The sequence below is a fragment of the Chryseobacterium echinoideorum genome, from assembly GCF_007474535.1.
Classification (GTDB): Bacteria; Bacteroidota; Bacteroidia; order Flavobacteriales; family Weeksellaceae; genus Chryseobacterium; species Chryseobacterium echinoideorum.
The window spans coordinates 127,286-154,179 of record NZ_VKNW01000008.1 but is presented as its reverse complement, the minus strand read 5'-3'; the positions used below and the strand labels follow the sequence as shown (position 1 = coordinate 154,179).

Annotated in this window: 19 protein-coding genes and 2 tRNA genes; 8 read left to right on the top strand and 13 right to left on the bottom strand. The window is 34.7% G+C overall.

The annotated features are described in order from the left end of the window. Positions 1-23 precede the first annotated feature (23 nt). Positions 24-1,214, top strand: coding sequence for a DUF1501 domain-containing protein (locus FOL89_RS11750; protein WP_144282990.1), 1,191 nt, complete (start codon positions 24-26; stop codon positions 1,212-1,214). Between the two features lie 37 nt (positions 1,215-1,251). On the opposite strand, the gene FOL89_RS17765 is transcribed toward FOL89_RS11750, so the two are convergent. From FOL89_RS17765 to FOL89_RS11735, 4 genes are all read right to left on the bottom strand, one after another. Further along, on the bottom strand, positions 1,252-1,380 hold the full coding sequence (locus FOL89_RS17765) for a hypothetical protein (RefSeq protein WP_262710813.1): 129 nt from the start codon (positions 1,378-1,380) through the stop codon (positions 1,252-1,254). A 57-nt stretch (positions 1,381-1,437) separates the two neighbouring features. Continuing rightward, complete coding sequence (locus FOL89_RS11745) at positions 1,438-2,445, bottom strand: helix-turn-helix transcriptional regulator (protein WP_144282989.1); 1,008 nt, start codon at positions 2,443-2,445, stop codon at positions 1,438-1,440. 106 nt (positions 2,446-2,551) lie between these two features. Continuing rightward, complete coding sequence (locus FOL89_RS11740) at positions 2,552-2,884, bottom strand: HopJ type III effector protein (RefSeq protein WP_144282988.1); 333 nt, start codon at positions 2,882-2,884, stop codon at positions 2,552-2,554. Then, positions 2,881-6,885 carry an AAA domain-containing protein gene (locus FOL89_RS11735; RefSeq protein WP_185146973.1) on the bottom strand — a complete coding sequence of 1,335 codons (4,005 nt, stop codon included), beginning with the start codon at positions 6,883-6,885 and terminating at the stop codon, positions 2,881-2,883. Before FOL89_RS11735 ends, FOL89_RS11740 begins: the two co-directional genes overlap by 4 nt. A gap of 848 nt (positions 6,886-7,733) precedes the next feature. Here FOL89_RS11735 and FOL89_RS17810 point away from each other — a divergent pair. From FOL89_RS17810 to FOL89_RS11710, 5 genes are all read left to right on the top strand, one after another. After that, complete coding sequence (locus tag FOL89_RS17810; RefSeq protein ID WP_394344718.1) at positions 7,734-8,528, top strand: RtcB family protein; 795 nt, start codon at positions 7,734-7,736, stop codon at positions 8,526-8,528. 87 nt (positions 8,529-8,615) lie between these two features. Then, a complete protein-coding gene (locus tag FOL89_RS11725) occupies positions 8,616-12,497 on the top strand; it encodes a leucine-rich repeat domain-containing protein (protein WP_144282986.1) in 3,882 nt (1,293 codons plus the stop codon). Between the two features lie 191 nt (positions 12,498-12,688). Continuing rightward, on the top strand, positions 12,689-13,411 hold the full coding sequence (locus tag FOL89_RS11720; RefSeq protein WP_144282985.1) for a hypothetical protein: 723 nt from the start codon (positions 12,689-12,691) through the stop codon (positions 13,409-13,411). A gap of 428 nt (positions 13,412-13,839) precedes the next feature. Continuing rightward, positions 13,840-14,589 (top strand): nucleotidyltransferase domain-containing protein, encoded by a 750-nt coding sequence (locus FOL89_RS11715; RefSeq protein ID WP_144282984.1) that lies wholly within the window; start codon positions 13,840-13,842, stop codon positions 14,587-14,589. Between the two features lie 5 nt (positions 14,590-14,594). Continuing rightward, positions 14,595-15,653, top strand: a complete 1,059-nt coding sequence (locus FOL89_RS11710; protein ID WP_144282983.1) for a DNA polymerase beta superfamily protein — start codon at positions 14,595-14,597, stop codon at positions 15,651-15,653. 49 nt (positions 15,654-15,702) lie between these two features. Here the strand turns inward: FOL89_RS11710 and FOL89_RS11705 are convergent, their stop codons facing one another. From FOL89_RS11705 to FOL89_RS11685, 5 genes are all read right to left on the bottom strand, one after another. Continuing rightward, entirely contained in the window at positions 15,703-16,143 is a 441-nt protein-coding gene (locus tag FOL89_RS11705; RefSeq protein WP_144282982.1) for a GreA/GreB family elongation factor, read from the bottom strand. Between the two features lie 17 nt (positions 16,144-16,160). Next, positions 16,161-17,507 carry an alpha-amylase family glycosyl hydrolase gene (locus tag FOL89_RS11700; RefSeq protein WP_144282981.1) on the bottom strand — a complete coding sequence of 449 codons (1,347 nt, stop codon included), beginning with the start codon at positions 17,505-17,507 and terminating at the stop codon, positions 16,161-16,163. Positions 17,508-17,604: 97 nt separating this feature from the next. Further along, the gene (locus FOL89_RS11695; protein WP_144282980.1) at positions 17,605-18,201 is read right to left on the bottom strand and encodes an IS1096 element passenger TnpR family protein; all 597 of its coding nucleotides are present in this window, start codon (positions 18,199-18,201) and stop codon (positions 17,605-17,607) included. A gap of 131 nt (positions 18,202-18,332) precedes the next feature. Continuing rightward, the gene (locus tag FOL89_RS11690; RefSeq protein ID WP_144282979.1) at positions 18,333-19,364 is read right to left on the bottom strand and encodes a sensor histidine kinase; all 1,032 of its coding nucleotides are present in this window, start codon (positions 19,362-19,364) and stop codon (positions 18,333-18,335) included. A gap of 46 nt (positions 19,365-19,410) precedes the next feature. Further along, positions 19,411-20,088, bottom strand: a complete 678-nt coding sequence (locus tag FOL89_RS11685) for a response regulator transcription factor (protein WP_089741930.1) — start codon at positions 20,086-20,088, stop codon at positions 19,411-19,413. Between the two features lie 188 nt (positions 20,089-20,276). Here FOL89_RS11685 and FOL89_RS11680 point away from each other — a divergent pair, with 188 nt between their 5' ends. Continuing rightward, positions 20,277-22,850, top strand: a complete 2,574-nt coding sequence (locus FOL89_RS11680; RefSeq protein WP_144282978.1) for a TonB-dependent receptor domain-containing protein — start codon at positions 20,277-20,279, stop codon at positions 22,848-22,850. A 31-nt stretch (positions 22,851-22,881) separates the two neighbouring features. Beyond that, positions 22,882-24,039: a hypothetical protein gene (locus FOL89_RS11675; protein ID WP_144282977.1), complete on the top strand. Its 1,158-nt coding sequence runs from the start codon at positions 22,882-22,884 to the stop codon at positions 24,037-24,039. A gap of 154 nt (positions 24,040-24,193) precedes the next feature. Here FOL89_RS11675 and recA read toward each other — a convergent pair whose 3' ends face one another. The 4 genes from recA to FOL89_RS11655 all read right to left on the bottom strand — a co-directional run bounded on the left by recA (position 24,194) and on the right by FOL89_RS11655 (position 26,847). Further along, positions 24,194-25,195: a recombinase RecA gene (gene recA, locus FOL89_RS11670; protein WP_144282976.1), complete on the bottom strand. Its 1,002-nt coding sequence runs from the start codon at positions 25,193-25,195 to the stop codon at positions 24,194-24,196. Between the two features lie 179 nt (positions 25,196-25,374). Further along, the gene (locus FOL89_RS11665; RefSeq protein WP_144282975.1) at positions 25,375-26,571 is read right to left on the bottom strand and encodes an oxygenase MpaB family protein; all 1,197 of its coding nucleotides are present in this window, start codon (positions 26,569-26,571) and stop codon (positions 25,375-25,377) included. Positions 26,572-26,649: 78 nt separating this feature from the next. Further along, positions 26,650-26,722 (bottom strand) — tRNA-Phe (locus FOL89_RS11660). Positions 26,723-26,774: 52 nt separating this feature from the next. Next, a tRNA-Phe gene (locus tag FOL89_RS11655) sits at positions 26,775-26,847 on the bottom strand. Positions 26,848-26,894 lie beyond the last annotated feature (47 nt).

The following is a 26,894-nucleotide window of genomic DNA, read 5'->3' as shown; positions in this document are numbered from 1 at the left end:
TATTCATCTTAATACTCCACATTATGCTTATCAAACGAAGAGAGTTTTTAAAAATAAGTTCATTGGCAAGTGCATCACTTTTAATGCCTGGATTTCTAAAGTCAATGACTTTGAATGATGCACTCAATCCAACACAGAAAAAGCTGATTGTTCTGCAGTTCACAGGAGGAAATGATGGATTAAATACCATTATTCCGATAAGAAATGATATTTATTTCAAAGAAAGAAAGAGGATCGCCATTCAGAATTCGCTAAAACTTGATGACGAGACAGGAATTAACCCCGCTCTCTCCTACTTCAAAGAATTGTATGACAATGGAAACCTATCTGTATTAAACAATGTTGGCTATCCTAATCCCGACAAATCCCATTTCAGAAGTATGGATATTTGGCACTCAGCCAGCAAAAGTGATGAATATCTGGAAACAGGATGGATTGGCAGATTCCTTGATGAAGAATGCTACCGCTGTCAACACCCTACTCAGGCTTTAGAAGTTGACGACATGCTGAGCCTGGCTCTGAAAGGTGAAAATAACAAAGCCTTCGCATTTAAAGATCCTAAAAAACTGTATCAGACCAGTCAGGAGAAATATTTTAAATCAATCTACGATAATCATCATACCCATGATGACGAAACGGTATCTTATCTCTATCAGACTTTGGGGTCTACCATTAATAATGCTGGCTATATTTTTGAAAAAAGCAAATCAAAAAAAACAACAGAAGATTACCCGAATACCAAATTGGGAAAAGACTTCAAAACTATTGCATCACTCATAAAATCTGACATTAACACTCAAGTTTACTATCTCTCAATCGGAAGCTTCGATACCCATGTCAATCAGAATGAGAGACAACGAAAATTATTTGACGAAATTAACAGCGCAGTAAAATCTTTTGTGAATGATATGAAGAAAAATGGTTTATTTGATGATATTTTGCTGATGACTTTTTCAGAATTCGGAAGAAGAGTTGCCCAGAATGCAAGCAATGGAACCGATCATGGAACTGCCAATCAGATGTTTTTTATAAGTGGCGGATTAAAAAAGAAAGGAATGCTGAATGATATGCCCAATCTTGAAAATCTCAATGACGGAGATCTTGTTTACACTGAAGATTTTAGAAAAGTCTACGCTACCATTCTCAAGAAATGGCTAAACGCAGATTCTACCAAAATACTTGGCTGGAAAAACGGAATCTATGATTTTATATAGAAAAACCTCACATAAGTAAGGTTTTTGTAATTAAATTTTAATGAGGTGACGGGATCTGCTTATTTGTATTTTTCACCTCTCTCTTTCCTGTAATTTTTTTAATAACAAATTCTATCACAATAGGTGCCAGAAGCGTCAGAGCCATTTTTAAGATTCTTGATTTCATAATTTTTTAAATTTCAAAAAAACATTACAATAAGCAAGCCAATATTAAAAAGCATAATCATCCATTATTGTCCGAATAATTCTGAACAGCCTCTTTGAGGCTTTTGTAGATTCTTTTCTTCAATTTATCCGGCTTCAGGACGGTGATGAACTCTCCCATTCCTAAAATCATCCGCTCCAGCTCAAAATTCAGCTGAACACAAATCTTAAATGTCGTTCCCGATTCATCCTCTTTGATGATCTCCTGACTGTGGTGGAAGGGCTTTGTCTTCACATAAGGCGCGTGTTTTCTGGTGATAAAAAAAACAACATTCTGCGGACGCTGCGTTTCGGAAACCGTTGCACCGATTACTTCATCGAAGTAGCGGTCTGCATTGAAATCTTTATCAACATACACCATTTTTTCTTCAATACAGATTTCTTCCATCCTATCCAGAGCAAGATTCATAATGTTTTTTTTACACCAGCAAATCAGAAACCAGCGGTTGTTATACTCCTTCAGTAATTGCGGATGAACGATGTAACTGTTAGACTCCCTCGCTTTGAAACTTTTGTACAGAATCTTCAATACTTTTTTATTCATGATACTTTCGTACAGAATATCAATATGTTCCAGACCTTTAAGCTGTTCATTTTTATCCAGGTGAATGATCGATTTCTGGTTGGTCGAATAAATAGAATCTTCCAGCTTCTGAATCACCCCGTTCATTTCCCGGAACATCGAAAAGTCTTTGAACTGTTTCAGAATCTGCACCGCATTATTCATTGCTTTCAGATCACTTTCGTTCACCGAAATGTTATGAATGCTGTATTCCGGGTCACTATAGCGGTAATATTTCCGGTCATAAACTTCAATTGGTGCCTCATACCCAAATTTCTCGCTCCGCATATTCTGCAAATCCAACTGAACCGTCCGTTTACTTACAAAAGATTCCTTGCCTTCAAACTCAAACAGCGCTTCAGAACATTCGTCCATCAAATCTTCCAAAGTATACTGCTTATACTTGTTTTTGAGGCATTTATCTAAAGTTTTATACCGGATAAGAGCGTTTTTATTCGATGACATAAATTAGTTGCTAAAATCATGTTAAATATTGAAACGGTAAAAATCTCCTCTTTCACAGAAGTGGATAAAATTCGCAGAGTTTTTGACAGGGTGGTAAATAAAAAAATTACTTTTTATTCAAAGCCTCTCCTTCAAAAGAAATTCCTTCCCAGCCAGACTCCATAAAATTTCGGATATTCTGATGATCATCACCTTCAGGATTTCGCAGAACGTCTTTCCTGTAAAAATCACCGAATAAAGCTAAAGTTTCTTCTTCAGACAATTGATTCATCTTTGCAAAGCTGAAAACCTTACATGAGCCGTTATTCTGATTCGCCTCATTCACTGCATTTCCGTTGATGAATTTCGTTGGTGTGAAATTATAATGTTCGTCAATAAAAGCAATGATCTCTTTAAAATCAATACTTCCCGGCGAATTTTTAAGCTGTTTTAAAATCATATTATTTTCTTTTTAATTTTTTCCAATTCCGCATCCAGATTCTGCCATGCATTCTGGCTCCAGATTCTCACATAATCAAATCCTGAATTCACCAACACTTTTTCTTTATGCAGATCTTCCAGATAGCCCAGATTTCCTGAATATTTCTCTTTGCTCATACACTCAGCGATGATCGGTTTTCCATTTTTATTTTCTATCATGATATCAAATTCATAACCTCCAAAATGGTGATTTTTAAATACGGTCAACGCCGGAAAACGTTCCGTCAACCGGTTGTAAATCTCATCAATAAAAATATTAGATGCATTTTCTTTTGCCGCTTCATTCTTATTCCCATATACATCTAAAGTCTGTAGGATTTCCTGTCTCTGTGTTTCATTTTCCTCGCTCACAGCTTTGCAATAGGCGAGATAGGCGTAGAAAACCGCCTTTCTGTTGTTAGAGCCCTCTGTTTCCAGCGCTTCTTTATAGTTGGTAAAAATATCCTGCGGAATAGAATTACAGACATAGATTTTCTCTTTGGCTCTCGTGATAATTACATTCAGCAACTTGTATCCTTTGGTATGATTCACCGGACCAAAACTCTGAATAAATTTCCCGCCCGGTTTTCTTCCGTAAGTCGTGGAAATAATGATGATATCACGCTCGTCTCCCTGGATGTTCTCAAGATTTTTAATAAAAAAACCAGCACTTTCCAACGCCTGAATTTTATTTCTAAACGCTTCATTTTCCGGTTCAGTGGCTTTTTGCAGAATCTGTCGCTTAATGTAATTTCGCTGTGTGATATTAAATGTGGCAATTCCCACGGAAGGAAAGCTTCCATTCTTTTTAGGACTAATATTTTCAAGGATCTCAATTACCTTTTCAGCTTCTTGTTTATTCGTGTGCTCGTCAAAAACACCGTCAATCTGAAAAAATTCGATCGGCTTCTGTTCCGATTTCGAAGGAAGCGGTTTCAGTCTGGAATGGTAAAAGGCGTGGTTGGAAAAATCAATCAGATACGGATGTCTGGATCGGTAATGGAAATCAAGATGATTCTTCTCAAACTGATTTTCCATCGCAAAATCCAGCAGTGACTCGATGTTCAGCATTGCATTTTTATAGGTGATGACTTCGTTTTCAGATTCAAGATCATCCTCATCTTCTATCGCACCATCGAAAACCTTGCTGAAATAATTGGAAGGCGGCATCTGATGTTCATCTCCGGCAATGATGATGTTTTTCGCTTTCAGCATTGCAGGCAGGTTATCCTCCAGTTTCAGTTGGCTCGCTTCATCGAAAACCACATTGTCAAAATAGAAATTTCTCCCCTGAAAAAGATTGCTGCAAGCATCCGGCGTGGTAAAAATCACAGGAAAAAAATTGGTAAATAAATCTATATCTTTTTGCACAATTTGTCTAAGAGTCAGCTTTTTAAAATTAATACTGCTTCTTTTGTTATAAAGATTAGCAACCGTAATGTCTTTATTATTTTTCTCAAAAGACTTTACAGCTTCCTGCTGAGAAATATTCCAAAAATATTGAATAAATGATTTCTGAAAAGTTCCAAATTGCTTTATCTTTTTACTGATTTCTTCATAATTTTTCTCATTAAAATTAAGCCCGGCATCAGAATAATGATTGAGTAACAATGGAAAATAGGATGAAAAGAACGATGATTCCCAATCACTGACAGGATAAAGTTTTTCCACAATTTTTTTCTGAAACTCCGAAAGCGGAAGATAGAATAAAAACCAGTTGTATATTTTAAGAAGAGGATTCTCAGGGTTATTTCGATAAGTTTTATAACCTTCGAAAATAGTATTAAGATATTGTTCAAAAGCTTGGTAAGAATTCCCGGAATCAGTTTGTTTCAGCCATTCTTCATTGTAGATGTTTCGTTTTAATTGCTGGATTCGTTGCGAGATCACTTCGGTTTCCTTCCCGGAAATTACCGAATCAAAAACATTATTAAAATCTATGTTTCCAAACTGCTTCTCCAATTCTGAGTCGATTCCGAACGAAATATTCTGAACTTTCTGACGATAATTAATGATTTCATTCTTGTTGTTCCAAAGATTGTCGGACAATTCAATGGACGGGAAAAATTCGGTAAGGCTGATTTTTTTCACCAAAGCACTGATGTCCGTCAGTCGCTTTTGAGTGCTGATTTTCTTTTTCCTGGATGATGAAAATAATGTCGTGAATTTATAGAAAAAACCGTTTGTGATCTCCGGGTGAAATTCCTCAGAATTCTGGTTCAGGACAGCTGTTGTAATTTCCGTTTCATCCATCAAAGCATTGAGTTGGCTAAGATTTTCCGCAAAAAATTTTTTCTTTTTCGATTCAAATATAGGTTTGAATTCCGAAATCAATTTCTGAATCTCCTGCCAATCTTTTTCATAATTCTGAAATGATGCGTCAAGATCCTGCAGACTTCTGTGAAAATCCGAACGAATCAGTTTTTCCGGATTGAGAAAAGAAGCCGAAGAAAATGCTTTATAATCCTGATAGCAGTCGTTCCCATTTCTGAGAATATGGTCGATCGCACGAAATTCCTCTTCCGAAAACAAAAACTGAAGATCACTCAGGTCAATACTTTCTTTAGAATCCTGATAAGAGAGAAGATTTCCCACAATTTCCGTCCTGTTTTTTTTGGGAAGCAACTCGCTATTGAGGAGATGATGAACCGAATTGATGGTCTGCTTATGCAGCGAAATCTCCGAAAGCTGACTTTCGAGAGAATGTATAGAATATGGCTGAATCTGCTTTTTGAAATCGGCAGCGTCTATAATGTTCCGCACTGCATCCACCACCAATCGCCTGTCAGTCGCAGAATCTTTTATCATAATGCCGTAACGCTCCAAACCGAGCTTTTGCAAGGCATTGTAAAGCACTTCGAGTGCGGTTTGCTTCTCGCAAACGACAATGGTTTTCTGCCTGTTTTCCAGTGCATTGAGCAAAACGGCTGTTAAAGTCTGGCTTTTCCCGGTTCCCGGCGGACCCTGAATCAGGATTTTGGATTGTGACTTCAAAGATTCCAGAATTTCCTGCTGAGAAGGATCGGTTTCTACAGAAGTAATCGTCTGGAAAGGTTTTTTAGGAAGGATTTCCATCAGATTGAAGTTTTCTTTCAGGCTCTCGTAATCGTTGATGATGTTCTGCTTCTGAACCTCAAAAATCGAGAACAGACCGGATTTGATGATAATAGCATCACCTTTTTCAGTAATCTGACTTTCGTAGGCTGATTTTGATTTGATGAATGGAATTTCTTCATAATTATTCAGAATAAAATCCAGATTTTGTGTGATTTTAAGTTGGTCAAGAAGTTTCTGACATATTTTGAGAAGTTCGGGTTTGTCGATTTTTCCATCTGTGAGCATTTCTTCAGGAATCGGTTCCAGCGTAATCCCGGAATCGTTCTGAAGATGATTGACCAAAACTTCGTTCATATAAATCGGATCATCTTCTGTTCTGCTGATTTCCCAGGTATTAAGCTCATTGACAGGCTTCATCTGTACAGACCAGATCAAAATGGGTGCAGCAGTCATTTGTCCGTCCAGATCTCTGCGAATGAGCAAAGGAAAGCCAAATCCCAAAGAATTGATGCCTTTTTCCGACTGAATAACATCGTTCTGAAAAATAAGATTCTCAAGACTTGTGGAAAGCTTTTCCAGGATTTTTGTCCGGCTGTTTTCCTTGATGCTTTCGGGACTGGCGGTGGTATTTTCTTCAGGAGGCACATTCTCATCTTCATAAAGATAGATACTGTCCTTTTTAGGGATTTCGGGAGCAGGTTCCTGTTTTTTATTGAGAACGGTAAACCTGAAACTGATATTTTTCTGCGTAAGAAGGTCTATAATGAAATGCTCCGGAAGGCTTTTCTGAATTTCAGACAGCCGAGCCAAATCAAACTTATATCTGGAATTTCCGGGAATAGCATTGAGATGAACGCCTCTTCTATTGCCGGTTTTCAGCTTGGTTTGAAAGGCCTGGAATATTTCTGGACTCAAATGGTTCATTCTGCGTTTTTAAAAAATTTTCATTAAATGTATAAAAAAATATCACAACGCAAAAACATTGCGCACTTACACTATTACTTTGCATCATCAAACAAGGGAAATTGAACAGCGAATTGCTCGCAGCCCGGCCTGAGTGGAGCTCTTTTTGTGGAGCGAAGCGGAACAAAAAAGCGGGAACGGAGGACGGATAAAGCTGCCAAAACCTAACGACATAGTTTGAAGTAGTCAAGTAAAAATAAAGAATTAAAAAAATAAAAAAAATGGAAAATAAATTTACAGGAGACGATTTAATCGCTTTAGGGTACAGACCGGGAAAATGGTTTGCGGAGGCTTTGGAATTTATCAACGAAAATCAATTGGACGAAAATGAAATGTTAGAATATCTGAAGCAATTCAAATCGCCGGAACCGATTTCTTTATTGGAAAATCCCGCAGAATTTATCATCAACATCCGCGCAGAACACGAAAGTGAAAATGATAATGTGGAAAAAGTCATCAATACAATGAATGTCCTAATGAAAACACCGACATTAATTAATGGCGCAATTATGCCCGATGCCTGTCCGACTGGTCCGGAAGGTCATATTCCGGTTGGCGGTGTTGTGGTGGCGAAAAATGCGATTCACCCGGGATTTCATTCGGCAGATATTTGTTGCTCAGTAATGTTGACAGATTTTGGAAAAATCAATCCGAAAGAAGTTTTGGATGCAGCGCATTCTATCACGCATTTCGGTTACGGGGGAAGACCAAGAGGCGAACAAATGCCGATGTCTCAGGATTTGATGGATGCTTTTAGAAAAAACCTTTTTCTAAATGATGAAAACCTGATCAGCATTGCCCGTTCGCATATGGGAACTCAGGGCGACGGAAACCATTTCTTGTTTGTTGGGATTTCGAAAAACACAGGAAATACGATGTTGGTAACCCATCACGGTTCCAGAGCGCCTGGTGCAAAATTGTACGACAAAGGAATGAAAGTCGCCAACCGTTTCAGAATGGAACTTTCGCCCGAAACGTTGAAAGAAAATGCGTGGATTCCGTATGAAACTGAAGAAGGAGAACAATATTGGGAAGCCTTGCAGCTCATCAGAAAATGGACGAAAGAAAACCACGAATCTATTCACAATGCGACTTTGGAAAAATTAAACACCGAGAAACTAAACAGATATTGGAACGAACATAATTTTGTATTCAGAGATGGAGATCTATTCTACCATGCGAAAGGAGCAACGCCGCTGGACGACAAATTTTTGCCGGATATTACAGGTCCGAGACTGATTCCTCTGAATATGGCGGAACCTGTACTGATTGTCCAAGGGACAACCAACGACAGAAATTTAGGCTTTGCTCCTCACGGAGCCGGGAGAAACTTCAGCAGAAGTTTTCATAAAAAATCTCTCGCCCATAAAACCATTGATGAAGTTTTTGCTGAGGAAACGCAAGGTCTGGATGTGAGATTTTTTACCAACGAAATTGATATTTCTGAGCTTCCAACCGCTTATAAAAGTGCCAAAAATGTAAGAGCGCAAATTGAAGAATACGGATTGTGTGAAGTTCTGGATGAAGTAATGCCGTACGGATGTATTATGGCGGGTGATGTGGGGAAGAATGCGCCTTGGAAAAAGAAGAAGTTTAGAAAATAATGAGAAGATTATGGGTTACCGTAATCTTTTTTCTATTTATAATAGTATTTTTGTTAGAGTGCTACTAGTTCCGAATAACTTCAAACCATGAATACAAAAATTACGAATATTGAATACTACTATAATATAAAGCTTGAAAAAATCGAAGAAAATGAGAATTTTTATTCAAAAACAGAATTTTATAAGAATAGAAACTATTATAGTGAAAACCTTAAAGGTGAAGTTTTAAAATTAAATATTAGCGAAAATTCCATTTATGATTTACAGGGCTTGATTCCAATTGCTAATACTCTTACACATCTAAAGATTGATAGAAATGAACTATCTGAAATTAATGATATTTCTAGTTTCAAGGCATTGGAATTTTTAGATTTATCGGCAAATAACATTTCAGATATATCACCTATTTCTAAACTAGAAAATCTTTTAAATCTCTATCTAGATGGTAACAATATAAGTTTTATACCAAAATTACATTTACCAAAATTAAGTGAATTGTGGTTATACGGTAATAAAATTAATGAGATAGAAAATATCTCTACATTAAAAAATTTAATCGTTCTAAACTTATCAAATAATTTTTTAAGAGATTTGAAGCCTCTATTTTCATTTAAAAAACTAAGCAGATTAGACTTAGGTAATAACAAAATAGAAAACATTGATGGATTAGAAAATTTGAAAAATCTTAGAAGTGTTTCAATAGATAAAAATAGTTTAAGCGACATATCAGTATTTTCTAAAATTGCCGAATTAGATAGTTTAAATATATCTGACAATCAAATAGAAGATATTTCTCCTCTTCAACATATCAAAATAAATGAAGAATTATTAATTGGTCAAAACAAAATTATTGATTTAGGACCTTTATATCCATCATTAAAAAACAAAAAAATAAACTTTGTTAATGCTTTTGAAAATCCTCTAATTTTTCCGCCCCAAGACGTTTATTTTAATGGTGAAGAATATGTAGTTAAATGGTTCGAAATGGTTGCTGAAAACGTTAAAATTTGTAAAAAAAACATAGAGAAGGCAAGAATTAATAACGAAACAAAGCTCGATTTGGGTATGATGGGATTAACAAATCTTGACTTTATTCCTGAATTATTTGAACTTGAAAAATTAGAGGAATTAATCTTAAGTAATCATTATGCAGAATATAATGAAAAGTCTGAAAACTGGGATAAAGTTTATAGTGATAATAATTTTTATCCAAATAATCTAGAATATATCCCATTGGACATTAAAAAACTTACTAATCTAAAGAAACTGATTATTGGAGGAGATTGGAAGAATGAAAATCTATGGAATAGATGGAGAATAAAAGACATAGCACATATTTTTTCATTAAAAAATTTAGAATATCTAAATGTAAGTAATAACAATATTGAAAAAATATTAGTAAAGAATAGTCAAAAACTGCCTAACTTAAAAATAATTCATCTAAACAATAATAAATTAACAACATTCAATACCTTAACGAAATTCCCAAACCTGCAAGAATTATATCTAAGCAATAATAAGTTAAATACTGTAACCAATCTAAAAAATATTCTTTCTCTTAAAACTATAGATTTACATACAAATAAAATTAAAAGTATTAAACCTTTACTTAATCTCTTAGAAAAAACAGACATAGATATTACCAATTCTAAATGGTTAAAAAAAACTATAAACATCAGAGATAATCCTTTAAAAGAACCTAATTATGAAACAATAAATACTGGTAAAGAAGCGGTAATTAGATATTTTGAAAGTGAATGGAAAACTGTAGTAAACAAAGAACTGAAATTGGTATTAGTTGGTAACAGCGAAGCTGGCAAAACAACACTAGTAAATTATTTAGCAGGTGAAAAAGATTTGAATAAACCTCACGATGCAACACATTGGATGGTTGAAAGGGATATTCCTAGTAAGGAAGTTATAAAAAAAATCGGTGAGAAATGTAATATGAGAGTATTTGACTTTGGTGGTCAAGACTATTATCATGATACTCATCAAATTTTTTTCACCAAGAATACAATTTATTTTATACTATGGGAAAAAAAAACTAACAATTTAGAAACAAGACAACTGTATCAAAAAGTTAATGGTTCAGAAAAAAATATTGAAACACAAGATTATCCCGTAGAATATTGGTTAGAATCAATTAAGCATTTTATAAAAGAAAAGTCTAATATAGTCGTAAATGATAAAATCAGTTATGAGTTTGACAGCAGCGTTTTAACTATACAAAATAAAGTTTCCAAAGCAAACGACATAGAACATCTCAATAATTCAGAACTAAAGAGTGAAAAAAAATATCCTTTTATATATGATTTTATTAATGTTGATATATTAGATAGGAGAAATTTAAATCATTTTGATTTTTTACTATCTGAAATTATAAATGACATGAAAACAATTGGTAGTAATATACTAGAGTATCAACATATAATAAGAACTAAACTTAATAATTATAATGAAAAGCAAATATTAACTTTTAAGGAATTTATAAACTATTGTAATAAAAATCTTGCCAAGAATATTTCAGAAGATGAAGCAAAAGATTTATGTAGCTATTTAAAACAGTTAGGTTTAATCTTTCATTTACATGATTACAGTAAGGTATACTTAAACAAAGAATGGGTTTTTACAAGCATTTACAAAATTCTTGATGGACTTTTTGATTTTAATGGTGAATTTGATAGAAAATACATAAGTGATTTGTTGGGTTTGGATTCTGAAAATGAATTAATAGTGGGTTTACTACAATTAATGGAAGAATTTAAAATTATTTTTACCAATCCAATTAATAATAAATATATTGCTCCTTTATATCTACCTAAAGAACCATCTGACGGAGTTAGTCTATTTTTACTTGAAAATAGACTCCCATATCGTAGATTTGACTACAATGGCTTTATACACAAAACATTTATTCTTGATTTTTTTAATAGATATGGTAAGAAAACTATAGGAGATGGAAAAAAATTCTATTATTGGAAGGATGGGTTAATCATTAAAGATGATATAACCGAACAAATTCTTCATATTAAATTTAAAAATGGTAAAAATAATGATAAGCAGAAAAGTAATGCATGTATAGATATTTTTAAATTAAATAATTCAGATAAAGAAAATATCTTTGTTTCAGAAGTAATTGATTACATAAAGGAAATCAATAATAAATTTTTTAAATTAGAGCAGAAAGATATTGAAGAAAAGAAAATAAACATTGAAGATTACTATGAGGAAATGGTAACAGTCAACAATGTAGATTTTGTTTCTTTAAAATTATTGAATGAAAACGCAGAAAAAAAGAAATTTGTTTTTAGTGAAAGAAAAATTGTAGATAAAAAAGAAGAAAAAAATCTCTCACATAAAGATATTAGAGTAATTGATTACAAACAATATTTAGAAAATAAAAATATGATCAACAAATTATTTATATCCTACAGTAAAAAAGATTTAGTAATGGTAAACAGATTCCAAGATCATTTATCTGCTTTGGAGAGAGACAAATTATTGAATACTTGGTACTGTACAGAATTAAGGGCAGGTGAAAAATGGGATGAAAATATTCAAAATCATTTTGATGAATCAAATATAATATGTTTCATGATTAGCCCAAACTTTATGAAAACGAATTATATTTTTGAATACGAAGTAAAAAAAGCAATAGAGAGAAAGAAAAAAGATAAGGATTTTATTATTATTCCAATTATAATGGACTTTTGTATTTGGGATTCAGAAATTGAAGATTTTAATCTGAGTACTTACACAGCATTACCTTATACAGCCAAACCAATTGCAGATTTTGAAAATGAAAATGCTGCGTGGCTAATAGTTACAGAATGTCTAAAAACTACATTAAAAAATAAACAACAACCTAAGGGTGACTTATTTTTTGATGAAAAAAAATACTATAATAACAATAGATTAAGAGAGCTTTTTGAAAGATTAATAAAGGGGGAATTAAATAAAAAATAACCCTATTGCTAAAATTGTCTCGCTCGTACATCTTGCCAGACGTTTGCGAAAAAAAGACCAGAAGCAATTCCGGTCTTTTTAATTACGTCAACTTAACATAACACCCTAACAATCAAAATACCCAAACAAAATCTACCACACATTCAAAATAATTTTTATATTTGAATCATTAACAATAAAACACATTTGATATGTCAAGCACATCAGAAGTAGGTCACGCAAAAAATGTAGCGAACCTTCAAAAAATTACCCAACAAGTTTCTGCGTACAGCCTTTACAATCCACCGATTGCCGATATTACAGTGGCAAGTCTACAGAATTTATACAATGATGCCAATGCAAAACTAACAGAAGTTGGAGACAAACGAAACGCTAATAAAAACGCCATCGTTGCCCGTCAGACCGCTTTCAAAAATTTGAGTTCTACCTGTACCAGCATTATCAATCTATTGGAAATTGTGGGCTTACCGCAGGGAACACTAGATCAGGCAAGATCTTTAGTACAGACAATTCATGGCAGTTCAAGGAAGAATAATGCACCGGTTGAGGAAGGCAAAGAAGCTCCTAAAACCTCATCCACTTCCCGACAGTCTTTCACCTCAAAAGCTGAAAATTTCGGTCTTCTTTTACAGATGCTTTCCACCCTACCCGCTTATGCTCCCAATGAAGACAACATCAAATTACAAAACCTAAACACCTATCACGAGTCATTAAAGGCGGCAACCTTAGCTGTAGACCAGACCGAGTCTGAGCTGAACACCAAAATTATAGAACGTGACAGGATTCTTTATGCAGAAGAAACCGGACTGTACGCCATCTCCCTCAAAATTAAGAAATACGTAAAAAGTTTGTATGGAGCCACCTCCCCTGAATATGCCACTGTCTCCGCAATAGAATTTACGAACAGAAAATAATTTGTGATTACATCTGAATAATATTGAAACTTAGTAATCCCATATTTTATTAAAGTAAAGTTGCATTTTTATGATGTAACTTTATTTTTTTGCAATGTATTTTTATTTTTTTTCGATGTTATTCTACATTGGCATGATGCAGTTTCACATTCATCTGATGTAATATTACTTTTCACATTGTTACTTTACTTTGTCCTGATGTAGCTTTACATTTTTGCCTTGTAAGTTTGTATTTTTGCGATTCCACATTCTTGCTTAGTAAAATTCTATTCTCGTATGACAAAACCTTTTGGATATTTTTCTTTTTCTAAAACAGATTCGGACTTTGATTGTTCTTTGGAAAATCTCGAAAAAGATAGTTGTATCAAACATACTGCGTAAAAAGACTGCGCAGGTAATTAATTATTTTGCATTATAAATTAAAAACAATGACACCAAAAATACTGGAAAAACTAAAAGAAATAGAAGCCAAAAGAAACATAGAAATATTGCTTGCCGTAGAATCGGGAAGCCGCGCATGGGGATTTGCGTCTCCAGACAGCGATTATGATATACGCTTCATATACCGACACGAAAAAGACTGGTATCTTTCGCCGTGGGATAAAGATGAAACCATAGAATTTATGACCGTAGACGATCTGGATGGTTCCGGATGGGATTTGAGAAAGACTTTTCATTTGCTTTTAAAATCAAACGCAGCTTTGCTGAGTTGGTTCTACTCCCCTATCGTTTATGTGAAAAATGAAAAATTCTACGAACTTTTCAAACCTTTGGCAGAAGAATGTTTTTCTCCGATAGCCGTTTCTTACCATTATCTGAGTATGAGTAAAAAATATCTGGAAGCCTGCCGAACCGATGAAGTGAAACTAAAATCTTATTTTTACTGTCTTAGAACAACTTTAACCGGAAAATGGATCATAGAAAAAGGAACAGTTCCGCCTGTTTTATTCAGTGAATTGCTGGTTTTGGTAGATGATTTTACAAGAGCGAAAATAGAAAATTTAATCGCATTAAAAGCTACAAAAGGAGAATCTTATCATCATCCGAATGACTGGGAATTGTTTGGATTTTTGGAGAAAATGATACTGGATAATGAGGAAAAGTCTAAAACACTTTCTTCCGGAAATTCGGATAAGAATGAGATGGAGAGGGTTTTTAGAGAGATATTAATATATTAGAAATTATGAAAATAGAAGATCTAAAATCCCGCAACCTTCTCCTATTCGAAGTCATTTCCGGAAGCCGCTCTTTCGGTCTGGCAACAGAAAACTCAGATACCGATATAAAAGGAGTATATTATTTACCGAAAGAAGATTTTTTCGGACTGAATTATATTCCGCAGATTTCTAATGAAACCAATGATATTACGTATTACGAAATCGGACGGTTCACCGAACTTTTGCTGAAAAATAATCCCAATATTCTGGAAATTCTCGCCACTCCCGAAGATTGTATTTTGTACAAAAATCCTTTGATGGATCTTTATCAGCAGGAAAATTTTCTTTCAAAATTGTGTAAAGATACTTTTGGCGGATATGCTTCTGCCCAAATTCAAAAAGCGAGAGGGCTGAATAAAAAAATTGTCAATCCGGTTGAAAAAGAACGAAAAGGAATTCTGGATTTTTGTGTGATTCTGGAAAATTCAAATTCCATTCCTGCAAAAAACTGGCTGGAAAAAAGGAATTTCCTACAAGAGCTTTGTGGTCTGGTAAAAATGCCTCACTCTAAAGGTCTTTTTGCGTTGTTTTATGACAAAACAGGAAACAAAAACTACAAAGGAATTTTCAAAAGTGAAGATTCCAACGAGGTGAGTTTATCTTCTATTGCTAAAGGTGAAAAATCAGATGCTTATTTGTTTTTCAATCAGGATGCCTATTCTACATATTGCAAAAATTATAAAGAATACTGGGATTGGGTTGCCCAACGAAACGAAGACCGATACAACACCAATCAACAGCATGGAAAGAACTACGACAGCAAAAACATGATGCACACGATTCGCCTGTTGCAGTCCGCAGTTAATATTTTCAGGAATAATCGGCTCGAAATCCGGGTAAAAAATCGGGAAGAATTGCTAGACATCAAAGCCGGAAAATGGGATTATGATGATTTGTTGCTGCTTGCAGACCGACTGATCGAAGAATTACATTTGTTGTCAGAAAGTTCTATTTTGCAAGATTTTCCCGACAAAGAAAAAGCAGAAAAACTTTTAATTGAAATCAGGACGCAGCTATACAAATAACTCCATCAAAAAGCTTGATGGAGTTTTGCTTAAGTTATTATTAAAAAAATTATTCGATATTAATAATCTTTTGAGCTACATTATTTAAAGTAAAAACATCATTAACTGACTTGCCGTTCATTGCTTTAGCCAAAGGGGACTCGGGAGAAATACACATCAACTTATGCTCATTGATTGCAATTTCACCCAAAGAAACAGAAATAAAAAACACTCCTTTTTCTGTACTGACAACTGCTCCTTTTTCTACTTTTTGGGAAGGCTTCGCAACGATACTTTTAACAAATATCTGTTGCTTCATTGCTTCATTCAGCTGAATCTGAAGATTGTTGATCTGCTGTTGCAGCATTTCTCTTCCTGTTTCGTATTTGTCTCCCATTGAACTTTTGGTATCGTTGTTGGAAGCACGGGTTTCAGCAATGAGCTTTTCCAGACCCTGTATTTTCTCTGCTGTTTTTTGATGCAAGACATCAATAATCTCCTGTTTATTCATTCTTCAATTTCAATCATTTACTTTTCAAAAACAGCATAATCAGAAACTTTAAAACTGAAATTTTTACCGTTACTAAAATCTCTTTTAGTCCCATCAAACACATTTTTAAAGGTTCCTGAAACATGATCATCTTCAATGCTGAATTCTACGGGTTGTTTTGAGAAATTTAAAACTGTAAGAACTTCATTTTCACCGTTTTTTCTGATGTAGGCAAAAATTTTGTCGTTGGCTGTAGTGTTAAGCAGATAGGTGGAAACAGTCGGATCTCCTCCACGCAAAGCCGGATTGGAAGATTTCAGCTCGAGCAGTGTTCTGTAGAAATCTGCCATTTTATAATTATTGGTCCATGCAATAGGATCTTTTTCAAAAAACTCCAGCCTTTTGAGATTAGGCAGCTCCTGACCGGAATACAAAAGCGGAATGCCGTTCCATGTTACCGAAAAAACAGCCATTGGTAAAGCAATATCACCGTATTTTTCGTATTCTGTTCCGTTCCACGAGTTTTCATCATGATTAGACGTAAACCAGGCTCTCATGGATGAATCTCCTATCTGCGAGTATTGTCTCAGCAAATCTGTGAGCTCATGAATAGGCTCATTGTTTTTATAAAAATCTGCCGATTTGTGCATCCATTTCCAGGAATAGCTTGCATCAAATACTTTTCCATAATCAGGATTTTCCAGTTCATCAAATTCACCGATCCAGAAAAGAGGCTTTATTTTTTCCACTTCGGGTCTTGCCTGCTGCCAGAAATCTACTTCTACCCAGGATGCTAAATCGCATCTGAATCCATCAATATCTGTTTCTCTGATCCAGAATTTCATGGCTTCAATCATTTCTTTGCGCATTTCGGGATTTTGATAATCTAATTCGATGATATCATCCATTCCGGAGGCTATTTTAAAATTGCCGGTTTCGTCTTTCAGGTAAAATTCAGGATGCGTTTTTGTCCACACATGATCCCAGCCTGTATGATTGGCAACCCAGTCTATAATCACTTTTAAACCTAAACGATGGGCTTTTTTCACCAATCTTTTGAAATCATCCATTGTTCCGAATTCCGGATTAATGGAAACATAATCTGCGGCTGCATATTGACTTCCCAGACTTCCTTTTTTATTTTTCTGCGCAATTGGCGTAACCGGCATAAACCACAAAGTTTCTATGCCCATATTTTTGAGCCGCGGCATTTCTTTTTCAAAAGCCTGAAAGGTTCCTTCCTGAGTATATTGTCTTACATTGACTTCATAAATATTGGTGGTGTGTTTCCAGTTTTGTGGTAAATTCATCTTTTTTAGATTTGTTTTTGTAGTGCAGGAGATTAATCCCAAACTAATTATTCCGGCAAAAATAACTCTTCGCATAATCGTATTTTGAAACAAAAATACTAATAAGATTTTTGCTGGCTTAAATTTAAGAATAAAAAAAGCCCTGAAAATTTCAGGGCTGTATATTTACTGGTTATCTTTCGTTATCATCATCGTCATCATCGTCAAAAACATCATCATCGAAATCGTCGTCGTCATCTTCAAAATCGTCATCTTCATCTATAAAATTACTACTTCCGCTGAAGTCATCGTCAAAATTAAAATCATCGTCCAACAAAGGCATTGCAGATTTTTTGTTTTTTGAACTGGAAGAACTTCCGCTTTTTACAGGAGCTTTAAGAGGTGCATTTCCAAATCTGTAGGTTGTTATAGGATAATTTACTCCTTTTGTCTCTTCATTAATCTCAATAAGCTCACAGAAAAACTCCCAAAGATCTAAAAGACCGTATTGAAACTGAGCCTTGTCGCCAATAGATTCAAATGCTTCATCAATGTAAACGTCTGACATAATTTCGCCATCGCCATCATCACTCATGTCCTCAAGAGGCACACTTTTTACCACAGTACCGTCTTCTTCCAGAAGATTAAAAGTAGATAACTCATCTCCGCTGAGATTGAATGCACTTTTAATACCCAAATGTAAGTTCCAGAGTGTTTGTTTTCCTTTGATTTCTACATCACGGAAAATGTCTTCTTTCGTATCTAATATTACCCGGATTTTGTAAACCATATCAGTATTTCAATTACTTTTTGCCTTATTTATTATGATAAATTCTTGTTGCAAATATATAATAATTGATATTTCGTCAAAAATATTTACGCTTTTTTTTAGAAAGTTTTTTTTCTTACATTTCCCCGAAATCATTTGCTTTTTTCGAGCATAAAACTGAATTTAGTTCCTTCAAGATAGACGCTTTCTACAGTGATATTTTCGTTGTGTGCTTCCAGAATGTGTTTTACGATTGCCAATCCCAGACCAGAACCGCCCTGTCTTCTGCTGCGGCTGCTTTCTACCCGGTAAAATCTTTCAAAAATTCTTGGTAAAAGCTCAGCCTTTATCCCCATTCCGTTATCAATAACTTCAATGAGTACTTTATTTCGCAAAACACTGGTTTTTACAATTACTTTGGCTTCCTGCCTGTTGGCATAATGAATGGCATTTGAAATTAAGTTGATGAAAACCTGCGATATTTTCTGTTTATCAGCTTCTACAAAAATTTGTGGCTGCAAAGTCTGAATCTGCAGCATGGTATTATTTTTTTCTGCTTCAAGATCAAGAAGATCAAAAATTTCCTTGATTAAAATATTGACATCAAATCTTGAGATATTGAGATTAATTTCCCCTGCTTCAAGTCTGTTGATCATATCCAGATCATTGACAATGGCAATAAGTCTTTCTACCGAATTGCCAATTCTTTCCAGATATTTATCTCTGATTTTTAAGTTTTCCACACCTCCATCCATAAGTGTTTCTACATATCCCTGTATTGAAAAAAGTGGTGTTTTCAGCTCGTGGGAAACATTTCCGATGTATTCTTTACGGTAGCTTTCCATTTCCTTCATCATGTCCATTTCTGTGACTTTCTGCTGATTGAAATCCGAGAATCTTTCACCCAGTTCTTTCAGGGTTATATTGTTCTGGTCGCTGTAAATAATCTCCTCAGGAAGAATTTTAGATATTTTTCTGACCTGCTTTTTAGCATAATAATTAAATAACAGCTCCAAAATCACATAATTGATGAAAAACATCAGAATAACTCCCAAAATAAGACCTATCGTAAACTTGGAAGTTGGATAGTAAATATCTTTTAAGGTGTCGAAAGTGATGACCAATATAAACATTGCCATCGTTAAAAGACATGAAGAAACGAAAGTAAGCCTGTAAAACTTCAATTTTACAATATTTTTGGATTAGGTGTAAATGTAAAGAATTTAAAACTTAAACAATAAGCTTATATCCTATTCCTTTTAACGTCTGAATGGTATTGATGCCCAGTTTCTCGCGCAGTCTTCTGATGTGTACATCAATAGTTCTTTCGCCAACAATCACATCATTTCCCCAAACTTTTTCAAGGATTTCTTCTCTTTTGAATACTTTTTCGGTATTTGATGCCAAAAGATACAATAGATCAAACTCTTTTTTTGGTAATAAAAACTGCTGTCCGCTTTTTGAAACTCTGAAGTTGTCTTTATCAATCACCAAATCTCCTATTTCTATTAGTTTGGAATTATCTGACACTTGTGAAGTAAGCTGCAGCAAAGCATTTACTTTAGAAATAAGAATTTTCGGCTTGATTAATTTCACCACATAATCATTAGCTCCCGCCTGAAAACCAGCCAATTGAGAAAACTCCTCGCTTCTTGCAGAAAGAAATACGATAAGGGTTTTCTGAAGCTCTTTTACTTTACGAAGTTCCTGACAGGTTTCTATCCCGTCTTTTTCCGGCATCATGACATCCAGCAAAATAAGATCAGGAATGATCTCCTTTGCTTTTTCAATTCCCTCGTTACCATTTGTTGCGGTATAGATATCATATCCTTCTTTCTCAAGATTGTAAGACAGAATTTCCAAGATATCCAGCTCGTCATCTATCAGAAGTATTTTCTTTTGATTCATTTTCAATTTTTACGTTTTCAAAGTTAACAAATTTTGAATGATGAATTAATGTAATGTTTATCGTTCATATAAAGTTAACAATAATGTCGTTTTCGTAATATTTAGTTAAGAAAAAATTAAATTTTACTAAACCAATTACAAGACTAAACTTTTATTCCTTTGCACCGAAAGTAATTAGTAAAAAGAAAATGAATTTTAGAAAACTGAGTATCGCTGCATTATTCCTTACTACATCCGGAACATTGTTTTACGCTCAACAAAAAAATGACACTGTAAAAAACGAAAAAAATATTGAAGGGGTTGTAATCCGCGGAAATACAAAGAAAGGCAGTGAGTCTAACATTATCAGCATTCAGAAAAAATCTGTTGAAGTAATTGAAAGAGTTGGTTCTGTACAGCTGGAAAAACAAGGTGTAGGTGATGTATCTGTAGCAGTAACCAAAGCTACCGGCTCACAAAAACAAGAAGGAAGCGGGCAAATTTTCATCCGTGGATTGGGAGACCGTAATAACTCTACAACGATTAACGGACTTCAGGTACCCTCTAACGACCCATTGTACAAAAATATTGACTTGAGTATCATTAAGACTGATATGATTGATTACATTGGTCTGGAAAAAGTTTACAACCCAAGAATCTGGGGAGATATGTCAGGAGCCAATGTTGATATTGTATCTAAAGTGTATACAGGGAAACCTTATTTCAAAATAAACCTGGGATCTTCAGTTAATTTTAATGCAATTCAGAAAAACAACTTTTTCTTACAGGACGGACCTAATTATTTTGGATTTACAAAAATAGAACAGCCTTCTAAAAATGCTATTGCAAACAACGGATATGTTTTTAAAACCTCATGGAAGGATAGAGAAGTGAATAATCCGTTTAACTCAAATCTGAGTTTTGATTTTGGAACTAACTTTAAAATAGGACAACAAGGGAAGTTAAGCATTTTCGGATACGGAGGATTTGATAACAGCTATGAATACTTTTCCGGAACTACCGGAGGATCTTATGGCGCTCAGGATGACCCCCTAAGAATGTACAGTAAGGCAGAAGAATTCAAATATACTACCAACACAACAGGTTTGGTAAATATTAATTATAAACTGAACCCAAATCACAATATCAATTTATCATCCAATTATATCCATACCTCTGAGCAGACTTTAGGAAATTATGCCGGATTTAACAGGGATTATTATGATAACGATGCTAATCAGGAAAGATTTGTCACACAACAACGAAGAGCTACCTACAGAATAAATGATTTAATTGTTAATCAGCTAAGAGGAGAACATAGTATTTCTGAACCTTTAAAAATCACCTGGAATTTAGGCTACAACAGACTTGACAGCAGAAGACCAGACAGACAGCAAAACGTCACTGTATATGACAAGATTCAAGACTACAGCTTCTTTGCGAGCAGTAACCCCGGAGCAAACAACAGGTATTTTGATCAGCTTTTAGAAAATGATTTTGTAGGTGACATCCATGCTGATTACAAATGGGGCGAAAACGCAAAAATTACCTTGGGATATAGTGGAAGATATAAAGAAAGTGATTTTAAGGCAACACAATATAACTTCAGAATCTTACCTGTACAGGGGAGTTATTATGTAGATCCTAAAAACTATGATTCTTTCTTTAATGTAGGAAATTATCAGACAGGAGCATTTTTTGACATTGTAACATTCAGAGGAGATGTGAAGTATAGCCCGGATCAGGCTTTGATCCCGCAAACCTTTACCTCAGAAATGACCAATAATGCAGGATATGTAAATGTGGATTATAAATTCAGTGAGAAATTCACAGCTCAAATAGGTGTAAGGTATGAAAACCTGATGCAAAAACTGAAATATAATACAGCTCTTTTGGAAGGAAAACAGGACAGGGATTATGATAAAATTTTACCCGCTTTCAATTTGAAATACAGCTTAAATGACAGAAATAATATAAGATTAGCCGGATCTAAAACCTACACTTCCCCACTACTCCTTGAAATTGCACCATTTGAATATGAAAATGTAGATGAAAGTACTTTAGGTAATCCTTCAAACTATCTTGCAGATAATTATAATGTAGACTTAAAATGGGAATGGTTTCCTAAAAAAAGTGAACTGATTTCATTAACGGCATTTGGAAAATATATCCAAAATCCGCTTGCAAGAGTTACAATTAATTCATCTTCAAACTCTACCTCTGTGATGAACGTAGGCGACACTGGGAGAGTTTTCGGATTAGAAGCAGAAGTTCGAAAAGATATTTACGATTCAGGAAAAACAAGACTTTATACATTTCTGAATGGTACTTATCTAAACACAGAACAAGAACTTGATAACCCAAAAGTTGCCAAAGAAAATTCGGGATCAGGAAAGTCTAATTACTCTACCAATTTCAATGTAACTAAAGACAAAATGCAGGGTGCTTCCGATTTCCTTGCGAACGTAAACTTAGGGCTTGAACACAAATGGGGAAATAAAAACACGGCAGATTTTGTAATTTCTTATTCTTATATATCTGATAATATCTACTCTCTGGGTACTCAAAACAGAGGAAATTTGGTAGATAAAGCATTTAGCACTCTAGATGCGACATTGAAATTTAAATTATCAAACGGAATGGGATTTTCTTTAACAGGTAGAAATCTGATCAATCCATACTTTACAAGAGTTCAGGATAACCCACTTACCGGAAACGAACTGGTATCTAAAAAATATAAAAGAGGATCTGCTGTAGGAGCCAGCATTTCTTATGAATTCTAAATCCAAAAAAATAAATATAAAAATTGTAAAAATGAAAAAGAACACTTTAAAATTATTAGCCGCAGCATTAATCTTATCAACTACCACTGTAGTATTTCACTCTTGTAGTGATAATGATGATGAAGAAATTGTTGTAACAGGAATCGCTTCAGATCCCAACAACTTCAAAGGAGAGGTAAAATCTGGTGAAACAGTTACGCTTAATCCTGCTAAAGTATATAAGCTTACAGGTGCTGTTGCAGTGAAAGCAGGTGGGGTTTTGGTAATTCCTGCAGGTACAAGAATTGAAGCTACAGGTGGTACTTCTGCATATATTACAGTTGAACAAGATGGTAAGATCTTTGCAAATGGTACTGCTTCTTCACCCATCGTATTCACTTCTCCAGTTGCTACACCTGGAAGCTGGGGCGGTTTGGTAATCTGCGGAAAAGCACCTATCAATAAAGGAACTACAGCTACAGCAGAAGTTGGTAATGCTACGTATGGCGGAACAAACGTATCAGACAATTCAGGAACACTAAAATATGTAAGAATTGAATATGCGGGAGCAATATTTACTGCTGATAAGGAATTTAACGGTCTTTCTCTTTTCGGAGTAGGTAACGGAACTACTATTGATAATATTTCTATGATCAACGGATCTGATGATGGGATTGAATTCTTCGGAGGAACCGTAAATGTTTCTAATGTTGTATCTGTATCTAATGAAGATGATGCTTTTGACTGGACTGAAGGTTGGAATGGTACTGCAACAAACATTTATACTAAAAGAAGAGCCAATGGTGTTGGTAACAGAGGAATTGAAGCTGATAACAACTCAAATGACCATAATGCAAGCCCAAGATCTAATCCTACCATCAAGAATGCTACTTTCATAGGAGGAACAACGGGTGAAGCTGACGGAATAAAATTAAGAGTTGGTACTTATGGTACTTTTGATAATATCGTTTTGTCTAACTGGGCAACTGGTATCAACGTAGAACACGATGCTTCAGTAGCATACTTTAACGGAACCAACAAAATTACGAATGTAAAATTCGAAACAGTTAATACAAAAGCTTCTGCAAAAAGCACTGCAGGATCAGCTGTAACCGTTCTAGCTAATACATTTGTTGAAAATAACTCTGCAACAGGAGCCGGTAACGGAACAAATACTCCGACTTGGGCTACAGGATGGGCTGGTTTATAATATTCTAATATTATTTTCTTCATATTAACAAAAGAACACGCCTGAAATTCAGGCGTGTTTTTTAATGAATCATATATAATTCATTAAAATTATTTTCACTAAAAAAGGACTGCCCTTATTCGAGCAGTCCTTTAATTTATTATAAGAAAAAAACTTATTTATTTTTCAGTTCTTCTTTGATTTTACCTTCTATTTCCTCCGCCAGTTCAGGGTTGTCTTTCAAAACATCTTTTACAGAATCTCTTCCCTGTCCCAGCTTAGAATCTTCATAGCTGAACCATGATCCGCTTTTCTTTACAACACCCAGGTCAACTGCGGTATCAAGAATCTCTCCTACTTTAGAAACTCCTTCTCCGTACATGATGTCAAATTCAGCTTGTTTGAAAGGAGGAGCAACTTTATTTTTCACAATCTTTACCTTTACACGGCTTCCGACAGCTTCATCTCCGTTTTTAATAGGAGCGCTTGCCTTTCTGATATCAACTCTTACAGAAGCATAAAATTTAAGAGCATTTCCACCTGTTGTTGTTTCAGGATTTCCAAACATCACCCCTATTTTTTCTCTCAACTGGTTGATGAAAATCACAGTACATTTCGTTCTTGAGATAGTAGCTGTTAATTTTCTTAAAGCCTGTGACATCAACCTTGCATGAAGACCCATTTTAGAGTCTCCCATTTCACCTTCAATTTCAGCTTTAGGAGTCAATGCAGCCACAGAGTCAATGACTACAATATCAATAGCTCCGGAACGGATAAGATTATCTGCAATTTCCAAAGCCTGCTCTCCGTTATCCGGCTGTGAAATGATCAGATTTTCCAGATCAATCCCCAATTTCGAAGCATAAGATCTGTCAAAAGCATGTTCAGCATCAATAAAAGCAGCAATTCCGCCGGCTTTTTGAGCCTCTGCAATAGCATGAAGCGTTAAAGTTGTTTTACCTGAAGATTCAGGACCATAAATTTCAATAATTCTGCCTCTTGGATAACCTCCCACTCCTAATGCGATGTCTAATCCTAAAGAGCCTGAAGGTATTACTTCAATAGTATTGTCAACAGAATCATCTCCTAATGTCATTACCGTACCTTTTCCGTACGTTTTATCTAATTTATCAAGCACCAGTGCAAGTGCTTTTTTCTTATCGTCAATATTACTCATTCGATTAAATATAATTTATCAAAAATACGAAATTTTACTATTAAAATCTAATTTTATTTGGGTTTGAAAATGTTTGCAGATGTTAAAAAAAGTATAATTTTTCACTGATGCGATGATTAAAACAAAAGTCTCTGAATATTTTGAGCAGATAAAATTCGGATCAAAAAAGTCATTTGATTTTAATGAAAATTGGAATTGTTTGTAATATTCAGATAGTCTTCAAGTACTTTCATCTGATCCTTATTTCCTCTTTTAATCCTTGATTTCCGGCTTATCAGATTATTGTACATTTTGTTTATGAACTTTTTAGTGAGAGGAAATCCGCTTTTAAAAGGTACATCCGGAATTTTCAACCGTTTGCAGACCTCATCGCCCAATAAATACCATGTGCAGCAAATATGAAGATAACGGAGATTTCTGCGCTGGAACTGATATTTAAGTATCGGATTTTCTAATGATTCATTGAGCAGATAATTAGCAAGCAATACAGAATCATTATCCGAAGAGGGCTGAACAGCTGTCCAAAGATAAAAATATTCTGTTGCCTGTTTTTTGTCATCAGGAAGAATCTTTTCAGGAATCCCCAAAAGATATCCCACATATTTCCAGAGATGAAAAAGTCCTTTCTCTTCTTCGTCAGAAACAACATTTCCAAGCTTTTTCAGACTGTGCATAAAAACCAGGCTAAAGCCAATGTAGGTTGCCATCATATCCCATGAATTAATCGGCTCTCCCCAGTTTTCAGTATCCCATTCTTTGTAATTTTTTTTAATAGAAAGTCTTGCGTAAGAATGAATCAGCCTTGTTTTAATCGCAAATTCGTATCCTTTATGACGAATTTTCAACGCATTGTAACGGGTAACATTCACCCAAAAATCAAGCGTCTCCGAAAGTCTCTTCACCGCACCTTTTTTTAAGGCTTCAGTAGCCATCAGAGGTTTATTGAGGTAAGCGTAATCATAACCTCCGATCAGACAATAATCTCTTAAGGAAATAAGCGAATCAAGGTTACTTCTCATACAAAGTTCTGCTCCGCTTTTCAGAAGGTCATAATTGAGCCAGTCGGGTATTTTCTGTGTTTGTTCAAACAATTCTTTTACGCTTTCAGGTACGTTTTCATTTACAGAAACACCATTTCTGATATATTGTTCTATTTCTCTTGATGCTTCGTGAAATTTTTTTGTAAAATAAACATCCTTCACTACTTCATCACCTACTTTGTCTATATGATAGTAGAATTCAGAAAACTGGTCAAAGTCTTTAAAACTGACTTCAGCGCCGGACAAATCAATCAGCTGTTTACCATTTCCTTGTTCCCAAAAATTTTTAAAATGAGATGAATCTTTAAATCTGGGCTGTAATCTGTATTCTTTCATTGATAACAAAATTACAATATTAATATTACGTAATTAGCCAAAAAACAAAAACCACTCTGAAAAAAGAGTGGTTTTGAGTGGTTTCTCCAGGAATCGAACCAGGGACACACGGATTTTCAGTCCGTTGCTCTACCAACTGAGCTAAGAAACCTTACCATTTAAAACTTTTGAAATTAAAACCGCCTTTTTACAGGCGGTTTTTGTGGTTTCTCCAGGAATCGAACCAGGGACACACGGATTTTCAGTCCGTTGCTCTACCAACTGAGCTAAGAAACCTTACTTCGTTGTTTTAAAGTGATGCAAAAGTAGGAAGTTTTGGTATA

Excerpts from the sequence above, each read along its gene's own strand:
- recA (WP_144282976.1), bottom strand. The coding sequence starts at position 25,195 with ATGAGTAATATTGACGATAAGAAAAAAGCACTTGCACTGGTGCTTGAT.
- FOL89_RS11665 (WP_144282975.1), bottom strand. The coding sequence starts at position 26,571 with ATGAAAGAATACAGATTACAGCCCAGATTTAAAGATTCATCTCATTTT.
- FOL89_RS11700 (WP_144282981.1), bottom strand. The coding sequence starts at position 17,507 with ATGCGAAGAGTTATTTTTGCCGGAATAATTAGTTTGGGATTAATCTCC.
- FOL89_RS17765 (WP_262710813.1), bottom strand. The coding sequence starts at position 1,380 with ATGAAATCAAGAATCTTAAAAATGGCTCTGACGCTTCTGGCACCTATT.
- FOL89_RS11705 (WP_144282982.1), bottom strand. The coding sequence starts at position 16,143 with ATGAATAAACAGGAGATTATTGATGTCTTGCATCAAAAAACAGCAGAG.
- FOL89_RS11720 (WP_144282985.1), top strand. The coding sequence starts at position 12,689 with ATGTCAAGCACATCAGAAGTAGGTCACGCAAAAAATGTAGCGAACCTT.
- FOL89_RS11680 (WP_144282978.1), top strand. The coding sequence starts at position 20,277 with ATGAATTTTAGAAAACTGAGTATCGCTGCATTATTCCTTACTACATCC.
- FOL89_RS11725 (WP_144282986.1), top strand. The coding sequence starts at position 8,616 with ATGAATACAAAAATTACGAATATTGAATACTACTATAATATAAAGCTT.
- FOL89_RS11715 (WP_144282984.1), top strand. The coding sequence starts at position 13,840 with ATGACACCAAAAATACTGGAAAAACTAAAAGAAATAGAAGCCAAAAGA.
- FOL89_RS11745 (WP_144282989.1), bottom strand. The coding sequence starts at position 2,445 with ATGTCATCGAATAAAAACGCTCTTATCCGGTATAAAACTTTAGATAAA.
- FOL89_RS11750 (WP_144282990.1), top strand. The coding sequence starts at position 24 with ATGCTTATCAAACGAAGAGAGTTTTTAAAAATAAGTTCATTGGCAAGT.
- FOL89_RS11735 (WP_185146973.1), bottom strand. The coding sequence starts at position 6,885 with ATGAACCATTTGAGTCCAGAAATATTCCAGGCCTTTCAAACCAAGCTG.
- FOL89_RS11695 (WP_144282980.1), bottom strand. The coding sequence starts at position 18,201 with ATGGTTTACAAAATCCGGGTAATATTAGATACGAAAGAAGACATTTTC.
- FOL89_RS11710 (WP_144282983.1), top strand. The coding sequence starts at position 14,595 with ATGAAAATAGAAGATCTAAAATCCCGCAACCTTCTCCTATTCGAAGTC.
- FOL89_RS11685 (WP_089741930.1), bottom strand. The coding sequence starts at position 20,088 with ATGAATCAAAAGAAAATACTTCTGATAGATGACGAGCTGGATATCTTG.
- FOL89_RS11675 (WP_144282977.1), top strand. The coding sequence starts at position 22,882 with ATGAAAAAGAACACTTTAAAATTATTAGCCGCAGCATTAATCTTATCA.
- FOL89_RS17810 (WP_394344718.1), top strand. The coding sequence starts at position 7,734 with ATGGGAACTCAGGGCGACGGAAACCATTTCTTGTTTGTTGGGATTTCG.
- FOL89_RS11740 (WP_144282988.1), bottom strand. The coding sequence starts at position 2,884 with ATGATTTTAAAACAGCTTAAAAATTCGCCGGGAAGTATTGATTTTAAA.